The sequence below is a fragment of the Klebsiella sp. Ech2A genome (assembly GCF_030078455.1).
Classification (GTDB): domain Bacteria; phylum Pseudomonadota; class Gammaproteobacteria; order Enterobacterales; family Enterobacteriaceae; genus Klebsiella; species Klebsiella terrigena.
This window is the reverse complement of the sequence record NZ_JAQGFU010000108.1, coordinates 1-15,160: the sequence shown is the minus strand read 5'-3', so window position 1 is coordinate 15,160 and position 15,160 is coordinate 1. Positions and strand designations below refer to the sequence as shown.

Genomic DNA, 15,160 nt, shown 5'->3' with positions numbered 1-15,160 from the left:
ACGGAAATGGGAAATCCGCCGGTAGGCAGAGTAATCGCGCATCAGCTCCACCACGTCGGTGTGGCGCGGGTCGTTGCGGATCTGGCTGAATAGCGCATCGACCACCTGCTCATCGCCCTCCAGGACCTGAAAAAACTGGGCCCCACTAAAAATCAGGATACCCGTGACGTGGAGGTTTGTGTTTTTCTGTCGTGCCCGGCTGACGAGAGTGCCCAGGCCGGTCGGCTGCCAGGTGGGAGCTAACTGACTCCGGTAGATCAGTGTGGTCAGCATATATTTCCTTGTTGGATCGGACTAATGGGTGCCAGTCTGCGCGAGGGAATAATTCCTGGCCCGAGGTCCTCTGACCTAAGCGGGTACGGTGTTCATGCCTTTGCCAATTATCAGGGCGTGACGCCGGTCTTTTCGAATGTCGCTATCACGCTGAGAGTCGCTTACTTTACCCTGAACGGCGCGCTATTCCATGTTTATCTTAGTTTTGACGGGCGTTTGAGGAAAACTCTCTCAGCCTGCTCGTCCGCCGGTGCATAAAGCGTGCCTGCGCGAGCGTAATAAGCTTAGCATCCACAAATTAACGAGGAGTGGTCATGAAACTGATCGGCATGCTGGATTCACCCTATGTGCGGCGCGTAGCAATATCGCTGGCGGCTTACGGCGTGGCTTTTGAACACCGGCCGCTGTCGGTGTTTAGCGACTATGCGGCCTTTGCCGAGCTTAATCCGGCGGTGAAAGCCCCAACCCTGCTGCTGGATGATGGCACGGTGTTAATGGATTCCACTCTGATATTGCACTATCTGGAAGCGCAGGCGGATGTCGCCGCTAAGCTTTTGCCCGCGGATATTGCGGCGCTGGCGGAGGATAGCCGCCTGCTCGGGCTGGCGCTCGCGGCGAGTGAGAAGGCGGTGCAGCACGTCTACGAGCATCGCCTGCGGCCGGAGGAGAAGAGGCACCAGCCGTGGATAGACCGGGTCACCCGGCAGCTGCTGGCGGATTGTGCCGCATGGGAGACCGGGCTGCAGCATCGTCAAATCAACGACGCCAGGCTGGACCAGGTCGCCATTACCAGCGCCGTGGTGTGGGGGTTCATTCAGATGATGATTCCAGAGGTGGTCAGCGCCGGCGGCTACCCGCGCCTGCAGGCGATCTCTCAGCAGCTTGAGGCGCTGCCGCTGTTTGCGAAATTTCCCGCGCAGAGCTGAGCGCTGAGACGGAGTATCGTTCTTTGTCCGCGAACGCGGCGTGGCGTTCACTCCCGGCCCGGCGGGTCGGCATCGACTGCCGCCGGACGTTATCGCTGCGCTATGCGAAGGGCGGGGAAGAGGCCGCCGCCTACCTCAGCGGCATACGGTATTCGATCATCCCGCTTTTGCTGGCGATCCAGTCGTAAAGCCGCTGCCCGCGCAGGTTCGTTTCATGCGTATGCCAGTAAAGGTGGGCGCAGTGCCGCTTTCTCGCCTGCCGCTGAACGTGCTCGATAAGCCGCTTACCAATCTGTTTGCCCCGCACATCGGCGCTGACAAAGAGGTCCTCCAGATAGCAGTAATCCGTGTCGGCCCACGTCGAACGGTGAAACAGGTAGTGCACCAGCCCGACGACGGTTCCGTTCTCTTTTGCCACCGCGCAGTACACCGGCTCGATGGGATTAAAGAAACGGTTCCAGGTTAACAGGGTGGTGCTTTCCGCAATATTGACACGATAAAACGTCTGATAGTTTTTCCATAACGCTAACCACTGCGGGTAATCATTTTCGGCAACGGTCTCGACGGTAATATTGTCCGGAACGCCGGTCATTGCTGCTCTGTGCATCGCTTTTCCTTGTTTGTGTTATGACCCGATTGTCTCTGTGCCGGTGATGTTAGGGGGATTTTTGGTTCCAGGTAAGTCACGCTTTTTGTATATTTATAGGATCCACTTTTACCAAAAGGACGTGGGCGCCTGTGAAAAAAACCGTTTCTCCTCTGTTTCAGGATCTGCTGTTAGAGAGCGGGATCATCAAGGATCAGGTCTATCATGCTATTCGCCGCGCTATTCTCGACGGTCGCCTGAGCGCGGGCGCAAAAATTCCCTCCAGCCGCGCGTTGGCCGAAGTGATGGGGATTTCGCGTAACTCGGTTATTGCCGGCTTTGAGCGCCTGAGCGATGAGGGCTATCTGGTCACGCGGGAGGGGGCGGGGACGTTTGTGGTCACGCATATCCCCGACTGGCTTATCCATACGGACGGCGCGGGTGGCTGGCAGGTTGAGGGTCCGCCGTCGGTCGGGTCGCTTAATCCGGATGTCACCGCGCTGCGTCCCCTGTGGTCAGAAAGCCAGGCCGGAGGCGGCGCAAACCTCTTGTTCGCCGTGGGCGTCGGCTGCACCGATCTCTTCCCCTACGATCTCTGGGGCCGCCTGCTGGGGAGAGTCTGGCGGCAGTCGCGCCGCGAGATTGGCCTTCACGCCAGCCCCAATGGTTATCAACCTTTGCGGCGGGTGATATGTCAGTACATTCAGTCGACGCGAGGGGTTAACTGTACGGAGGATCGCGTGATTATCGTCAACGGCATCCAGCAGGCGCTGGATATCACCGCGCGCTCGCTGCTTTCGCGCGGAGATGAGGTGTGGCTCGACGATCCCGGCTATAACGGCGCCCGCGGCGCTTTTGCCTCGGTAGGGGCAACGGTCAGGCCGGTAAGGGTCGATAGCCAGGGAATGGACGTTGAGTACGGAATGACGCATTATCCTCACGCGCGGCTGGCCTATACCGCACCCTCGCACCAGTTCCCGCTGTGCGCAACCCTTAGCCTCGCGCGCAGGCTGGCCCTGCTGGAGTGGGCCGAATCCCGGCAGGCGTGGATCTTCGAAGACGATTACAATAGCGAGTTTCGCTACGCCGCGCGTTCATTGCAGGCCCTGCAGGGGCTGGATAAGCATAATCGGGTCATTTACGCCGGGACGTTCTCGAAGATGATGTATCCGGAGTTTCGCCTCGGTTTCCTGGTCGTTCCCGGTCATTTACGCGAGCAGTTTGCCACGACGAAATACTTCTCCGATCTGTGCAGCGGCTATCTTGAACAGGCGGTGCTGGCCCGTTTTATCGCAGAAGGCCACTACGCCAGCCACGTTCGCCGGGTCCGCAAAGCCTGCTATGAGCGTAAGCTGGCGCTGGCCGCCGCCGTTGAGCGCTATCTGCCGCAGAAAATGACCGTTCATCCGACGGATTCCGGCGTGCATCTGGTGTGCTGGCTGCACGGCGGCCTGACGGCAGAATACGTGGTGGAGAGAGCCCGCGAGCTGGGTATGGGGATCCAAACCTTTGCCCGCTACTGCCAGCGGCCGATGGCGCGGGAGGGGGTTTTGCTGGGCTTTGCCAACCATTCGCCCGCAACGCTCGAGGAGGGTGTTCGCTGCCTTGCGCAGGCGCTGTGACGCTGGCCGAACTGCGGGGAAAAGGTAAGCGCTATCGCTGCCGTTGCACCGAACCGGCGTTGCGGCCGGACGCGGCGGTTCAGCCTGTTCCAGCGTATCGTCGGTGGCGGTAACCGCGTTGGCAAATACGCAAAATGGCAGAATGAGAGAGATAAACAAAGCCGACACTCATATGTTCAATGTCGGCAGCGGCTCTCGAGTGACGGGTAATCAAATTGATGCCTTCAGCCAGCCGGCAACATCCTCGGTGGCGATATTGCTTTTCGCATTAAACGTTTCGCTCATTGGCCACCACGTGCCGACTCCTTGCGCAAACGCGGCACGGTAGCGAAGCATCCGATCGTCGGGGTCAGCACGAAGCGCATCAAGCAGCGCGGGGAGGGTTAAGACGTCCTTCCTGAAGGATTGCTGCGTCACCTGCTCTACCGTCGAAGCGAGCTCAGCCCAGGAGAGGGTTTCACCGGCAACGAACACCACCTCGTTCCTGATACGCGGCTGATGCAAATAGATGGCGGTCGTCAGGCGGCCAATATCGGCGGGTGAGGTGACCGTAACCCGGGTATCCCAGCTCCCGAGGGCGTTAACCGTTTTTTCGGCGAGATTAACCACGTTAAACGCCGGTTCAAACAGAAAGCTGGTAAACATGCCGGTTGAAACAATGACCCATTCGGTTGCCTTTTGCCCGCGCAGCAGGCTTCTGACATCGTACTGCTCATCCCATACCGGCTGGCCGCTTCCTTTACCGACAACGTCATAGTTAACGCCGAACTGCCAGGGGAAGTAGCGCGTCACCTTCGCGTCGAGAACGGCCTGCGCGATCTTCAGCTGCGTACCGGCGCCGGCGACAAAGCCCATGCAGTTTATGACGGTGTCATACCCGAGGAATATTTCCCGCAGCGAGTCCGTCGTGGCGACGACCATATCCAGCGAAATGAATTCAGCGCCCGCCGCCGCGTGCTTTTGATGACTCTCATAGCGCAGGCGGCCTTGTGCATCCCGCGACTCAGGGGAAACGATGACCGTCACTGACCCCATACGCTGCGCCACGGCGGGCACCAGCGCGCTGAGCAGGGCATCGCCCAGTTGTCCCGCTCCCAGCACCAATACTTTCTCTGGAGAAGTGAGTTTACGATTTTGCATGTTGATTCCTCAGCCTGTTAAACAGCGAATTTACTGCACTGAGGGCAAGTTTACTGAGGAGAGAGTCATTCGATAAGTCTACGAATACAGGTTAAACTGTTAGTAAAAATGGAATAGTTGCACGTCAGGGCGAGGGTGAAATGATGGATAAGCTGGATGCAATGCAGGTCTACGTCCACGTGGTGGATACGCACAGTTTCGCCAGGGCAGCGGAGGTGTTGGGCCTGCCGCGATCGACCGTTTCTCGCGTCATCAAGGAGATGGAAACCTATCTGGGACTTCAGCTTTTACAGCGAACCACGCGGAAGCTGAGCGTCACGGCCGACGGACGCCGATACTACGAAGAGTGCAAAAGGATCCTCGCCGATATCGCTACCGTGGAGTCGTCTTTTCCGGGGAGATCGGGCCAGCCGAGAGGGCGCTTTAAAGTGGCGATGCCTCAGTCTCTGGCAAGGCACAGCTTTATCCCCAGGGTACACGAGTTTTTAGACCGCTACCCTGAGCTGGAGATGATCCTTTGCTCGAGCGATAGCATTGAGGACCTGGTTCAGGAAGGGTATGACTGTGCGATCAGAGCGGGAAGGGTCGAAGACTCAACGACCCTGGTTGCCCGCCCGCTCGCCAGGTTTACATGGGCGGTGATGGCCTCGCCGAACTATATCGCCGCGCATGGAAAGCCTGAATCGCTGGACTGTCTGGAGAACCACCGGGCGGTGGGGTTCCTTAATCACCGAACCGGGCGCACCACGGAGTGGTTATTTACGCTGGAGGGCGAAGAGCGGGCGGTTCGCCTGCGGGAAACCCTGGTCGTCGATGATACTGATGCCTATATACAGGCCGGTCTTGCGGGCGCTGGATTAATTAGAGTGGCCAGCTATCTGGCTGCTCCCTATTTAAAAAAGGGAACCCTGGTCTCCTGCCTGAATACACTCTCCTTCGATTTACCCCTGTTTTTGGTCTACCCGCAGAACCGCTACCTCCCTCCGGCGGTGCGCGCGTTCTATGAATGGAGCAGATCGATTCTTAATGCCCCGGGCAAATAGTTAAGCCCGGGCATGGATCTGGCGCTGAGATTTATTGAAGAGGACGTTGGGCGTGAAATCGCAATACAGCTAAAGCGAATCAATAAAGTTATTCAAATCCTGCATAAGTTCGTCATTAATTAACACACCTGCTATTCCCAACAGAATCACCAGTGAGGCTGCAGTTAATGGTGTTAACGCGATAAACGAAAACATCAGGGCTAAAACTTCACCAGCAAGAAGACCTGCAAGAAGTGTTTCTATTTTTAGGAATGTATTATTCCAGTTACCAGTTTGCAGAGATGTCTGAATCTCCAGCCTAATGTTATTTCCATCAATCGCGAATGAAGTAAGGCCAAGGCCTCGCTTATATATGGCAAGCTTCGCCTCGATGTCAGCCAGAGTAAGAGATTTTAGAGAATTTTCTATTGCCTTCAGATCAACAGCACTGAACTTCTGGGTTATTTTAGTCTGATATTTATTCCAGGCCGCAATAGCCTGTTCATAATTTCTTATTTTTTTCCCTTCAGAAAGATACGCTAATTTTGCAGCAGTATTGCCCGCAAGAGTTCCAGCCTGTTCTGTAATATTCTTATAAAGGTCAGATACTGTTTTTAAAGCATCAAGTGTCTTTTGAGTTTCCTGGCTATATTTATATTTATCAGGAATCAGTCCACTATTGATAGACTGAATATCTTTATTCGTTTGGCTGATATTATTGTTGATAGCATCAATTATTTTTTGGTAGCCAGCAATTTGTTGATCGATCTCATCCATCTCTTTTTGTTTACCATCGACATAAACCTGCCCTGCTGCTGCTTCTGAAGTCGAGGTAGGCCACCAGATTTTAGAACTGTTGTAGATTTTATCTTTCTCTATGACTAAACGGTTAGCTTTGAGAGCGTCCACGTTCGCTTTCATTTCGTTAAGTGTCGCCTGTTGTAGTGCCAATTGCGCTTTGGCGTAATCAATCGGTATTTTTGTATTAACCTTATAAAGATTAACCTCTGCAACTGTACGGTTGTTTTGTGCCTGCGTCAGTTTTTCTAACTGGATTTTTTGTTCCTGGAGAGCCTCACCTATCTGAATGGAGAGTTCCTGTTCGTGGAAGCCACGGACTTCCTGCGGACTGGTGGGCGCAGGGAATGCAGCGCCAGCGTGCCATGCATCTAAAGTTGCACTAACAGCAGTAATTTTTGACCCTGCGTCCAGGGACGACCTTTTCAGTTCACCGCCTATCGGGGACTCTATTTGAAACACAGTATCCGCATCGTTGATCCAACCGCGTTGCCAGTCACCATTATGATTTTTAAAGTAACCCGCGGCTATTAATTCGCTCTCAGAATATGCCATTTCGTAATCCTTTTAAGAAAGTTAGTGACAATTATAATTACATGCGCTCAAATGGAAATCTAAATGATAATCATTATCAATGCAAATTTCATTAAGGAGGAGTAATGATAAAAAAATGGCCTCTTTTGCTGGTTCTGTTCCTTTCAGCCTGCTCTAATCAACCGAATCCTGTCGCTATTGAGCGACCGGTCCCGGATTACCCGGTAAAGGCTTACGAAGAGGGGGCAGCCGGCTATGTTAAGATCAAATATGATGTTAATAGTGACGGGAGTGTTAGTAACATTAGGGTTATTGAATCAAACCCGCCGGGATACTTTGAGGATACCGTTATAGGTGCTGTTAAGAGATGGAGGTTTGAGAAAGGCAACCAACGCAGAGGAATACCTCTGGTGATCCGCTTCAACCCTACAGGTGATCTTCGCCCGCCTTCAGGTCCCTGCATCCAGCAATCAAATGGCCAATGTACTCTCTATAAAGAAGCAAGGGTTTCATTTTGAAAATGTCGCGTAGATACTATATGAACCATATTGATATGGGACTGATATTTTTGGGTCTTTTTACCCTGTACTGGTTTGAACAGGATGGTGTTAATCCGCTTCTGCTTATCCCGGCGGCTTTTTATGTTTCATTGTTCCCCTTTGCGCGAATAACATTCGAAAGCGTATTTCTCCGCAAGGTGTCAGATAAACACTGGGCGGAAGGGGCTAACTCTTTACAACTCCCCGGGGAGCTTCTTTTGGGGGGGGGCATTCTGATTCTGACCCTGCCCCTGTGTATAATCTATGCCATAGCCAGGTTGAAATCGCATTAATTGTCGGGCGGGAATATCCCATGACAAAACCCGGCGCTGAGCGCAGAGCAGGTCGCGTCTGCCGCGTCTGCCGCGTCTGCCGCGTCTGAGCGTAGCGTAATTGTCCATGCCGTTAATCCGCCCGGCTATCGAAACGGGGAACAGCTGATTTTGCCAATATTGATCTGATGCCGGGGACCGGGTAAGCGCTTGTTCTGTTCTATCCTGACCTTAGACTTCAAGTGCCGCACGGATTGCGGCTTCCATTTTCTCCGGGGTGGTGAACGGAGCAAAACGCCTGAGCGGTTTACCGTCACGTCCGATCAGGAACTTAGTAAAGTTCCACTTGATTCGCTGGCCCGGCATGCCGGGTAATTCGTTTTTCAGATAACGAAACAGCGGATGCGCTGCGGCGCCGTTAACCTCCACCTTCTCGAACATCGGGAAGCTCACACCGTAGCTGATGTGGCAGGTCTGCGCGATTTCGTCGGCGCCGCCGGGTTCCTGTTTACCGAACTGGTTGCAGGGGAAACCCAGCACAACCAGCCCTTGAGCGGCGTACTTCTTATAGAGCGCTTCAAGGCCTGCGTATTGCGGGGTAAAGCCGCAATGGCTGGCGGTATTCACCACCAGAACCAGCTTGCCAGCGTAGTCGGCCATAGAGATGAGCTGACCACGCAGGCTGGTGGCAGTCAGTTGATAAAAAGTGGTCATCGGAATCCTCATAGCAGAACGCGTTCGACGTCGCCATTGCCATGCAGCGCGCTGCCGCAGGGGCTCATGGCGTGGGTTGTTATTGATCCTGCTGCCATTGATTAATACGCCATTATACGAACTTTGGGTGCATAAGTTTTACATGGGGAAGCAACAATACCTGCTCGGCTACAAATGGCTGGACCAGAAACTGGAAATCTACCTCCTGAGTTTGGGCACGCATGAGAATTACTACGATGAGCAAAAGCGGCACCGCAAAGCTGATCTGAAACTACTCCGTCAGCGGAGAGAGGCTCTCTCTTTCGGGCGTCGCTGCCTGCGCTTCCACTCATCAACAACGTCGCCCAAACTTTTGGCGACATCGTTACGGATCCATGCCATGAATTCACGGTCAAACCGAAAATCCTCCCCACACTCCTTGAGCATAAAGCGGCGGACGTTTTGCGTATTCTTGTACTCTTTATCAATAACGGTATTACGCGTGAGTAACGCACTATGCCAGTCAATTTTCATCTTTCCCGCTCCCGTGGTTAGCCATCGCTAAGACGCCGTGCTACAACTTAACTCAACCGGCGGCAATATTGAATATCCGCTTCTCGCGTAGAGACGGCCTCTAAGGAATATCTGACGCCGCCGTAATTAAAGCGCGCGGTGAATGGCTGCGCAAAGAATCGGTGAGAAACGCAAAAACAGAATGAAAATTTCCCCGTAATGGGCATGATGCTATTAACCGTTTATGGATGACATATGAAAACGCCTAAGCTGGAAACTTCACGTCTTTATCTTCTACCGCTTCAGGCCGAAGATGCCCTCCAGATTCAGCAAATATTTCCGCAATGGGAGATTGTTCGTTATCTTGCCGCCGGCTTTCCGTGGCCTTTTCCGCAGGACGGCGCCAGCCGTTATGTTAACCAGATTGCGCTGCCGGCCTCGGAAAAAGGCACGGCCTGGTACTGGACAATCAGGCGCAAGGAAGAGCCGGCGGTCATTATTGGGCATATATGCCTCTCGGACGAGCAGGACAACAATCGCGGGTTCTGGCTGGTGCCGGAGTGGCAACGCCGGGGCTATATGACCGAAGCCTGCCGTATCGTGACGAATTTCTGGTTTAACTCTCTTAACCGGGAGGTCCTGCGAGCGCCGAAGGCGAGCGGAAACGACGCCTCTAAAAAAATATCCCTGAATGCCGGGATGCGCCTGATTCAAACCGGTAAGAAACAGTATATAGAAGGGGGGCTGGACTCCGAATTATGGGAAATAACCAGAGAGGAATGGAACCGTCAGAGCCGAGGCTGAGCGGCCTCAGCCGTAAGCTAATACACGTGAGCAGCAGCCCGAACCTTTCGTCACATATCTAAAACGAGGGCTTTTATCTTTTCTGCCTTTTCAAAATGGTCCAGCTTCATCTCCATGATCCACCAGTGCGCAACCTCCATCAGCAGCTCAGGGTCATTATTTTTATTGGCAAAAAAAGCGTAGAACGAAAGCCCCACGTTACTGCCCTTAGCCACGATTTTTGCCTCACAGGTGGTGATGATTTTTTCCTTCATTGCTGCCCGCACGTGCTCTCCTTTTTATTCGTCAGACCTAAGACTATTAAAATAACATCCGCCGACGCGGCAGGCGATACGGACACCGCATTCAACCAGCGCCGGCTGTCGCCGCGGCGCGTAGACTCAGGTCATGACAGAGTTGAATAGAAATTTTCCGCATCGAAATGCATTGTTTTGCATTAAGTGGTGCTATTTTGATCTAAAAATTGCAAAGTAATGCAGATCGTGCCAGTCTGTTTGCATCGAGGAGGTAGCGATGTTCATTGAAGATCGTTTAAACAAAATTAAAAAAATCATTCAGGAGAACAAAAGTGTCTCGATAGAAACACTTGTCTCGCGAATGGGGGTGTCTAAAGACACCATCAGGCGCGACCTGATCAGGCTCGAACAGGACAACGTCATCAAGCGAACTCATGGCGGGGCGGTGATCAACAGCCGTGATGCCCTGATTTTTGATTACAGCCAGCGCTCGGGAACCCTTAACCCGGTTAAAGAAAAGATAGCTAAAAAAGCAGCGGAGTTAATCCAGGACAACGCCAGCGTCATCTTTGATGCGTCAACCACGGTTGAAGCCGTTATCCCTCAACTTGCTGATAAACACATCCTGGCAATAACTAACTCTTTAACCAATGCCAACAGGCTGGCTAAAAACGCCACAACCGATGTGAAGCTTTTGCCTGGGAAACTGCACAAAGAGCAGCTTTTTTTGTTCGGCAGTGAAACCATTCAGAAATTAGCTGAATATCACGTTGACTATGTTTTGCTGGGAATTTTCGCCATTTCTGACAAAGGCGTTTTCATTCATACCGAAGAAGAAGGCCTGGTGAAAAGGCAGATGGTCATGCAGGGAACCAGGGTCATAGCCCTGGCAGATAACAGCAAAATTAATACCACAGGCTTTTTCAAGGTGTGCGACCTGTCTCTGATTGATTGCCTTATTACGGATATACGTCCTGACGACAGTTTTATTCAGGCGTTGCAGGAAAGCGACGTTGAACTGATTCTGACTGCTACTTGATTGTGAGGTAAATTATGTACCCTAAAGATATCCAGCTGCAAACTGCCGAGCCCCCGCGTAAATTCACTGATGTCGCGCCTGTATTTTTAAGCGACGCAACTATGCTTGAACGAAAAAATAAAGTTCTGGCGAGAATGAATGAGGAAGGTTTCGATACGCTCGTTATCTATGCGGATAAAGAGCACGGGGGTAACTTTGAGTACCTGACAGGGTTTGTTCCTCGGTTTGAGGAGGGCCTGCTGATCCTCGAAAAATCAGGTAGCGCAACGGTTATTCTGGGAAATGAGAACCTGAAAATGGCTAACTATTGCCGTATTCCGGTCACCCTGAAACATTGTCCATATTTCTCTCTGCCTAATCAGCCAATGGATAATGAAAAGTCGCTCGAAGCGCTGTTCATTGAGTCGGGCTTGCACATCCGGTCTAAAGTTGGCCTGGTCGGCTGGAAAATGTTCACATCTACTCTGGCCGATAATAAGGCCTATTTCGACCTGCCTTACTTTATCGTTGAGGCTGTTAAAAACAGCACCGCTCCAAACGTGGTTCTCGAAAATGCCGCCCATCTGTTTATTCGCGGCGATAAAGGTGCCCGAAGCACAAATAATGACAACGAAATTGCCCACTATGAGTACGGCGCCAATCTGGCTTCCAACGCTATTCTGGATGCCATGAACGCGGTAGAGCCGGGTATTCGTGAAACCGAACTCGGCGCGCTGCTGGCCGCAGAAGGGCAGTATCAAACCGTTGTGACCATTGCAGCAGCCGGTCAACGTTTTGAAAAAGCGAACTTCTACCCGACATATAAAAAAGTGGAGCGCGGCAATCCTCTTTCACTGACCACCGGCTTTAAGGGCGGGCTATCCAGCCGCACCGGCTTCGTGATCGCAGACGAGAGCGAGCTCCCTGAAAATCAGAAAGATTATCTGGATCGTGTGGCAAAACCGTATTTTGCGGCAGTCGTCAGCTGGCTGGAAAACATCAAAACAGGGATGCCCGGCGGCGAATTGTACGATCTGGTTGAGTCAGTTCTGCCGAAAGCAAAATACGGCTGGCACCTCAATCCGGGTCACCTCAGCGCTGATGAGGAGTGGATGTCCTCTCCCGTCTACCGTCATTCGGAGGAAACGCTGAAGAGTGGGATGATTATGCAGATCGATATTATTCCCTCTGTCGCGGGCTATACCGGGGTCAGCGCAGAGGAGAGCGTGGCGCTAGCAGACGCCGCGCTGCAGAAAAAAATCCAGGCATCTTATCCTGAACTGTGGGCACGTATCGCCGCTCGTCGCGAGTATATCCGCAATGTACTTCATATTAATATTGCGGATGAGGCGATCCCGCTATCAAATACGGTGGCGTATCTGCGGCCGTTCTTGCTGGCGAAAGATAAGGCGTTTGCCGTTCAATAACGTCTCCCCCCAAACGGGGAGGCGCGCTTTTGTGACGGAAGTCATATAATAACGCCCGGTTATTGTGATGTTGTTTGCATTAAATGGATTTTGCACAGTTGAATCAGCCCGCCATATCTCTGCGGGTTTTTTTTCGTCCAGCGTGCCCCGAATGAAGATACCGGTCGATTGTCAGGCTGCGGAGCTTTGCTTCAGGGGCGGTCTCGCTGTGCTGCCGGTGAGACAGAGCCCGAGGCTGACAGCTGATTTGAGCGAAAAGCTGACATTGTGTAATCCTTTCCTGGGCCGGCGTTTTATGTTTTCCTTGGCTTAGGCAACGGAACAAGGAAAACACCGTGAAAATCTACTGGACCCTAAAAAGTATTAGCGAACTAAAAGACTTATCTTTTCGGGAGCGCGGAAGACGGTGGCGGAATGCGTATAAATCGGCCTTCCGGCACTGGCAGACCTGGGGCGGCCTCGTCCTCTGCGGGGCCTTCAGCGGCGCGGGAGCGCACTTAGGCGGCATGGCCGGCACCGTAATAATTGCTGGGCTGGGTGGCTTCATTTACGGCCAGATCGTTACACACGTTGTCCTGAAACATTATCGGCACCGACTGCAGGGCGAAGCCAACTGATCTTTCAGGCTCATCAAGCTGCAAGTGACAGGTCTTCGTTCAGCGCGTCTCAGTGAATGCCACGCAGGATCAGCTCATAGTCAGCCAGCTGCGCAGCACTGGTATCCCGAAGCTTTGGGGGAAAAGGCCTGCGGCACGCCAGTTAGACCACTCCCTCATTGCGCGAACCACATACCCCATGAACTGCTCACGGTTAATAACATGATACGACGCCAATAACGTCTACTCCTGGCACTAAGTGGACGTGCTCGGGGATATCCGCTTTGAGTAAAGAGCGGAAATAGTACTTATCCAGGCGTTTTGACCGGAGTAATCCGACGGCGCTAGCGCAGCGTTTTACGTCTTACCAGGCGCGCATCAAAAAGCTGGCTCCCCGTTTTTTTCACGCAGGGAGAGAGCAGCCGTTCACAGGCGGCTTCCGCCATCTCGGCCAGCGGCTGTGCGAAGGTGGTGAGCTGATAGCCCAGCCAGCTGGCCTGCTCGATATCATCGAAGCCGATAACGCAGATATCTTGCGGAATATTCAGACCAAACTCGTGGCGAGCGGCGTCAATAAAGCCACAGGCAATAAGGTCGGTGACGCAGAATATGCCGTCGGGGCGGTTTTCCTGGTTTAACAGTTCACGCGCGGCGAGGACTCCCGTCTGGTAGCTGGTATTGCCGGGGCGGATTAACGTCACTTCGCTACCGGCCTCTTCGGCAGCCTCAAGAAAGCGGGTTTCACGAACCACCATACTCGGTGAGCGGGCGGCGGAGGAGACAATCGCCAGGCGCTGACATCCCGCCGTTATCAGATGATTAAAGGCTTCCTTCATAATTGAGCTGTAATCGAGATCGATATTTTCCGCATGAGGAAACTGGCCCAGGCGGTTGATCAGAATCACCTGCTGCCCGCTTTGCAGGCAGCGCTCAATCAGCGAGACGGGCGGCTTGCCCGACAGCACGATAGTCGCGGTAGAACGATAGTTCAGCGTTTTCTGCAACGCCTCTTTTGCGCTGGCTTCACCGTCATCGGTGTTGATCACCATCACCGCGCGCCCGGCCTTGTGCAGGCGCAGGGTCAGATGTTCGAGCAGACGCGATTGATAAGGGGAGGAAAGGTTGCCGCCGAGAATACAAACCGGGCGGCTGGCCTCTTTGGAAAGGCCGCGCGCCAGGTGATTGACGTGATAGTTCAGCGCCTCTGCGGCCGCGAGCACCTTGCTCCGGGTTTCGTCGGACACGCTTCTGCCTGGCGTAAACGTGCGCGACACCGCGGACCGGGAGACGCCCGCCAGGCGCGCCACCTCGGTGGCGCTGGCGAAACCAGAATTTTTACTTTGCCGGCTATTGCTCATGGTGCTGTTCCGCTGTGGCGATGGCTCGTTCACGTATAATGGCATACTCGGCCAGGCGGGTTAGCGACGGCTTCGGCGTTTCATACCACTCTTGCGGATGGAGCTGGCGCTTATCGCGGATCAGGGCAATGGCGTCGTCGAGAGTGGGGAAACGTTCCGGGCACTCCAGGTGCATAAATAGCGCCACCAGCGCCACCGAGCGGCTGCGGCCGCCGCGACAGTTGACGAGAATATTGCCCCGTTTACGGTTGCGATAAGAGGCCTTGTCCGGGATCTGCTGTAGCAGCGCCGAACGCATTAGCTGATAACCCGCGTGGAGCATCTCCGGCGCGTTGCCGTCGCCGTCGACAAGCCCGAGCTTATAGTAGCGAACCGGGCCCGAACCGTGGGAGAGCTGGTGCGCCGCCACGCCGGGTTCCGGCATCGTGACCCAGTCGATATCGAGATTTACCGCACAGTTAATGACGATGCCGATATCATGATCTGCCAGCTGCGCCATGTCGCTCACGCCTTTGGAATCACCTATATAGATATTCATCCCCCAGCCGGGAAAATCTTCCGCGATCAGGCTGACTGGCGGGCGAGGATAGTGCACCGTCGGCGACTTTTCGGCCGCCGCAGGCAGCGGCGCGACGGCGAGCGGAATACCCGTCGCACGGGACAGTTTGTCAGCAATGCCCGGCGCGGCGGCCAGCACGGGAATACCGCGGAAAATGGCCTCGGCGTTATCGGGAAGATTACCGGTCTGGCCGCCTGCTTCACGCACCAGCAGCAGCCCGGCCAGGCAGTCCCAGGCGTTCATA

General features: G+C 53.8%; 18 protein-coding genes and 2 pseudogenes. 11 read left to right on the top strand and 9 right to left on the bottom strand.

From position 1 onward, the window contains the following. A partial coding sequence (locus PFH44_RS17815; protein WP_283825707.1) for a BLUF domain-containing protein occupies positions 1-273 on the bottom strand: 273 nt, incomplete at its 3' end. A 314-nt stretch (positions 274-587) separates the two neighbouring features. Between PFH44_RS17815 and PFH44_RS17810 the strand changes: the two genes are divergently transcribed. Then, on the top strand, positions 588-1,199 hold the full coding sequence (locus PFH44_RS17810; protein ID WP_283825706.1) for a glutathione S-transferase: 612 nt from the start codon (positions 588-590) through the stop codon (positions 1,197-1,199). 130 nt (positions 1,200-1,329) lie between these two features. On the opposite strand, the gene PFH44_RS17805 is transcribed toward PFH44_RS17810, so the two are convergent. Next, on the bottom strand, positions 1,330-1,791 hold the full coding sequence (locus tag PFH44_RS17805) for a GNAT family N-acetyltransferase (protein WP_283825708.1): 462 nt from the start codon (positions 1,789-1,791) through the stop codon (positions 1,330-1,332). Between the two features lie 146 nt (positions 1,792-1,937). Between PFH44_RS17805 and pdxR the strand changes: the two genes are divergently transcribed. Next, positions 1,938-3,407, top strand: a complete 1,470-nt coding sequence (gene pdxR, locus PFH44_RS17800; RefSeq protein WP_283825705.1) for a MocR-like pyridoxine biosynthesis transcription factor PdxR — start codon at positions 1,938-1,940, stop codon at positions 3,405-3,407. A 210-nt stretch (positions 3,408-3,617) separates the two neighbouring features. Here the strand turns inward: pdxR and PFH44_RS17795 are convergent, their stop codons facing one another. Continuing rightward, a complete protein-coding gene (locus tag PFH44_RS17795; RefSeq protein ID WP_283825704.1) occupies positions 3,618-4,547 on the bottom strand; it encodes an aromatic alcohol reductase in 930 nt (309 codons plus the stop codon). A 143-nt stretch (positions 4,548-4,690) separates the two neighbouring features. Here PFH44_RS17795 and PFH44_RS17790 point away from each other — a divergent pair, with 143 nt between their 5' ends. Then, positions 4,691-5,590, top strand: coding sequence for a LysR family transcriptional regulator (locus PFH44_RS17790; RefSeq protein ID WP_283825703.1), 900 nt, complete (start codon positions 4,691-4,693; stop codon positions 5,588-5,590). 69 nt (positions 5,591-5,659) lie between these two features. Here the strand turns inward: PFH44_RS17790 and PFH44_RS17785 are convergent, their stop codons facing one another. Then, on the bottom strand, positions 5,660-6,922 hold the full coding sequence (locus PFH44_RS17785; protein WP_283825702.1) for a colicin-like pore-forming protein: 1,263 nt from the start codon (positions 6,920-6,922) through the stop codon (positions 5,660-5,662). Between the two features lie 104 nt (positions 6,923-7,026). Here PFH44_RS17785 and PFH44_RS17780 point away from each other — a divergent pair, with 104 nt between their 5' ends. From PFH44_RS17780 to PFH44_RS28125, 3 genes and pseudogenes are all read left to right on the top strand, one after another. Further along, the gene (locus tag PFH44_RS17780; protein WP_283825701.1) at positions 7,027-7,419 is read left to right on the top strand and encodes a TonB family protein; all 393 of its coding nucleotides are present in this window, start codon (positions 7,027-7,029) and stop codon (positions 7,417-7,419) included. 20 nt (positions 7,420-7,439) lie between these two features. Then, entirely contained in the window at positions 7,440-7,733 is a 294-nt protein-coding gene (locus PFH44_RS17775; RefSeq protein ID WP_283825700.1) for a hypothetical protein, read from the top strand. Between the two features lie 33 nt (positions 7,734-7,766). Next, positions 7,767-7,895, top strand: a pseudogene (locus tag PFH44_RS28125) (hypothetical protein); the annotation flags it as partial. Between the two features lie 48 nt (positions 7,896-7,943). Here PFH44_RS28125 and PFH44_RS17770 read toward each other — a convergent pair. After that, positions 7,944-8,426, bottom strand: a complete 483-nt coding sequence (locus tag PFH44_RS17770) for a glutathione peroxidase (RefSeq protein WP_283825699.1) — start codon at positions 8,424-8,426, stop codon at positions 7,944-7,946. Here PFH44_RS17770 and PFH44_RS17765 point away from each other — a divergent pair. After that, a pseudogene (locus PFH44_RS17765) lies at positions 8,419-8,661 on the top strand (type II toxin-antitoxin system RelE/ParE family toxin); the annotation flags it as partial. The gene PFH44_RS17770 and the pseudogene PFH44_RS17765 overlap by 8 nt on opposite strands. A gap of 44 nt (positions 8,662-8,705) precedes the next feature. On the opposite strand, the gene PFH44_RS17760 reads toward PFH44_RS17765, so the two are convergent. After that, on the bottom strand, positions 8,706-8,939 hold the full coding sequence (locus PFH44_RS17760; protein ID WP_283825698.1) for a DUF6434 domain-containing protein: 234 nt from the start codon (positions 8,937-8,939) through the stop codon (positions 8,706-8,708). A 234-nt stretch (positions 8,940-9,173) separates the two neighbouring features. On the opposite strand from PFH44_RS17760, the gene PFH44_RS17755 reads away from it, so the two are divergent. Next, complete coding sequence (locus PFH44_RS17755; RefSeq protein ID WP_283825697.1) at positions 9,174-9,722, top strand: GNAT family N-acetyltransferase; 549 nt, start codon at positions 9,174-9,176, stop codon at positions 9,720-9,722. A 50-nt stretch (positions 9,723-9,772) separates the two neighbouring features. Here the strand turns inward: PFH44_RS17755 and PFH44_RS17750 are convergent, their stop codons facing one another. Then, on the bottom strand, positions 9,773-9,988 hold the full coding sequence (locus tag PFH44_RS17750) for a DUF6500 family protein (protein ID WP_283825696.1): 216 nt from the start codon (positions 9,986-9,988) through the stop codon (positions 9,773-9,775). A 247-nt stretch (positions 9,989-10,235) separates the two neighbouring features. On the opposite strand from PFH44_RS17750, the gene PFH44_RS17745 reads away from it, so the two are divergent. The 3 genes from PFH44_RS17745 (at position 10,236) to PFH44_RS17735 (ending at position 13,020) form a co-directional block, all read left to right on the top strand. Beyond that, positions 10,236-10,997, top strand: a complete 762-nt coding sequence (locus PFH44_RS17745) for a DeoR/GlpR family DNA-binding transcription regulator (RefSeq protein WP_283825695.1) — start codon at positions 10,236-10,238, stop codon at positions 10,995-10,997. Between the two features lie 14 nt (positions 10,998-11,011). Then, positions 11,012-12,403, top strand: a complete 1,392-nt coding sequence (locus PFH44_RS17740) for a M24 family metallopeptidase (protein ID WP_283825694.1) — start codon at positions 11,012-11,014, stop codon at positions 12,401-12,403. A 335-nt stretch (positions 12,404-12,738) separates the two neighbouring features. Next, positions 12,739-13,020 (top strand): hypothetical protein, encoded by a 282-nt coding sequence (locus tag PFH44_RS17735; protein WP_283825693.1) that lies wholly within the window; start codon positions 12,739-12,741, stop codon positions 13,018-13,020. Between the two features lie 323 nt (positions 13,021-13,343). Here PFH44_RS17735 and PFH44_RS17730 read toward each other — a convergent pair whose 3' ends face one another. Both PFH44_RS17730 and PFH44_RS17725 read right to left on the bottom strand, forming a co-directional pair. Continuing rightward, the gene (locus tag PFH44_RS17730) at positions 13,344-14,357 is read right to left on the bottom strand and encodes a LacI family DNA-binding transcriptional regulator (protein WP_045858285.1); all 1,014 of its coding nucleotides are present in this window, start codon (positions 14,355-14,357) and stop codon (positions 13,344-13,346) included. Continuing rightward, positions 14,347-15,160 (bottom strand): protein-tyrosine phosphatase family protein (locus PFH44_RS17725; protein ID WP_463671557.1); only part of this gene is annotated, 814 nt, incomplete at its 5' end. The genes PFH44_RS17725 and PFH44_RS17730, both read right to left, overlap by 11 nt.

What these genes read in the sequence shown, in the direction of transcription:
- PFH44_RS17770 (WP_283825699.1), bottom strand. Translation starts at nt 8,426, where the DNA reads ATGACCACTTTTTATCAACTGACTGCCACCAGCCTGCGTGGTCAGCTC.
- PFH44_RS17790 (WP_283825703.1), top strand. Translation starts at nt 4,691, where the DNA reads ATGGATAAGCTGGATGCAATGCAGGTCTACGTCCACGTGGTGGATACG.
- PFH44_RS17775 (WP_283825700.1), top strand. Translation starts at nt 7,440, where the DNA reads ATGAACCATATTGATATGGGACTGATATTTTTGGGTCTTTTTACCCTG.
- PFH44_RS17745 (WP_283825695.1), top strand. Translation starts at nt 10,236, where the DNA reads ATGTTCATTGAAGATCGTTTAAACAAAATTAAAAAAATCATTCAGGAG.
- PFH44_RS17760 (WP_283825698.1), bottom strand. Translation starts at nt 8,939, where the DNA reads ATGAAAATTGACTGGCATAGTGCGTTACTCACGCGTAATACCGTTATT.
- PFH44_RS17755 (WP_283825697.1), top strand. Translation starts at nt 9,174, where the DNA reads ATGAAAACGCCTAAGCTGGAAACTTCACGTCTTTATCTTCTACCGCTT.
- PFH44_RS17795 (WP_283825704.1), bottom strand. Translation starts at nt 4,547, where the DNA reads ATGCAAAATCGTAAACTCACTTCTCCAGAGAAAGTATTGGTGCTGGGA.
- PFH44_RS17730 (WP_045858285.1), bottom strand. Translation starts at nt 14,357, where the DNA reads ATGAGCAATAGCCGGCAAAGTAAAAATTCTGGTTTCGCCAGCGCCACC.
- PFH44_RS17780 (WP_283825701.1), top strand. Translation starts at nt 7,027, where the DNA reads ATGATAAAAAAATGGCCTCTTTTGCTGGTTCTGTTCCTTTCAGCCTGC.
- PFH44_RS17805 (WP_283825708.1), bottom strand. Translation starts at nt 1,791, where the DNA reads ATGACCGGCGTTCCGGACAATATTACCGTCGAGACCGTTGCCGAAAAT.
- PFH44_RS17740 (WP_283825694.1), top strand. Translation starts at nt 11,012, where the DNA reads ATGTACCCTAAAGATATCCAGCTGCAAACTGCCGAGCCCCCGCGTAAA.
- PFH44_RS17810 (WP_283825706.1), top strand. Translation starts at nt 588, where the DNA reads ATGAAACTGATCGGCATGCTGGATTCACCCTATGTGCGGCGCGTAGCA.
- PFH44_RS17785 (WP_283825702.1), bottom strand. Translation starts at nt 6,922, where the DNA reads ATGGCATATTCTGAGAGCGAATTAATAGCCGCGGGTTACTTTAAAAAT.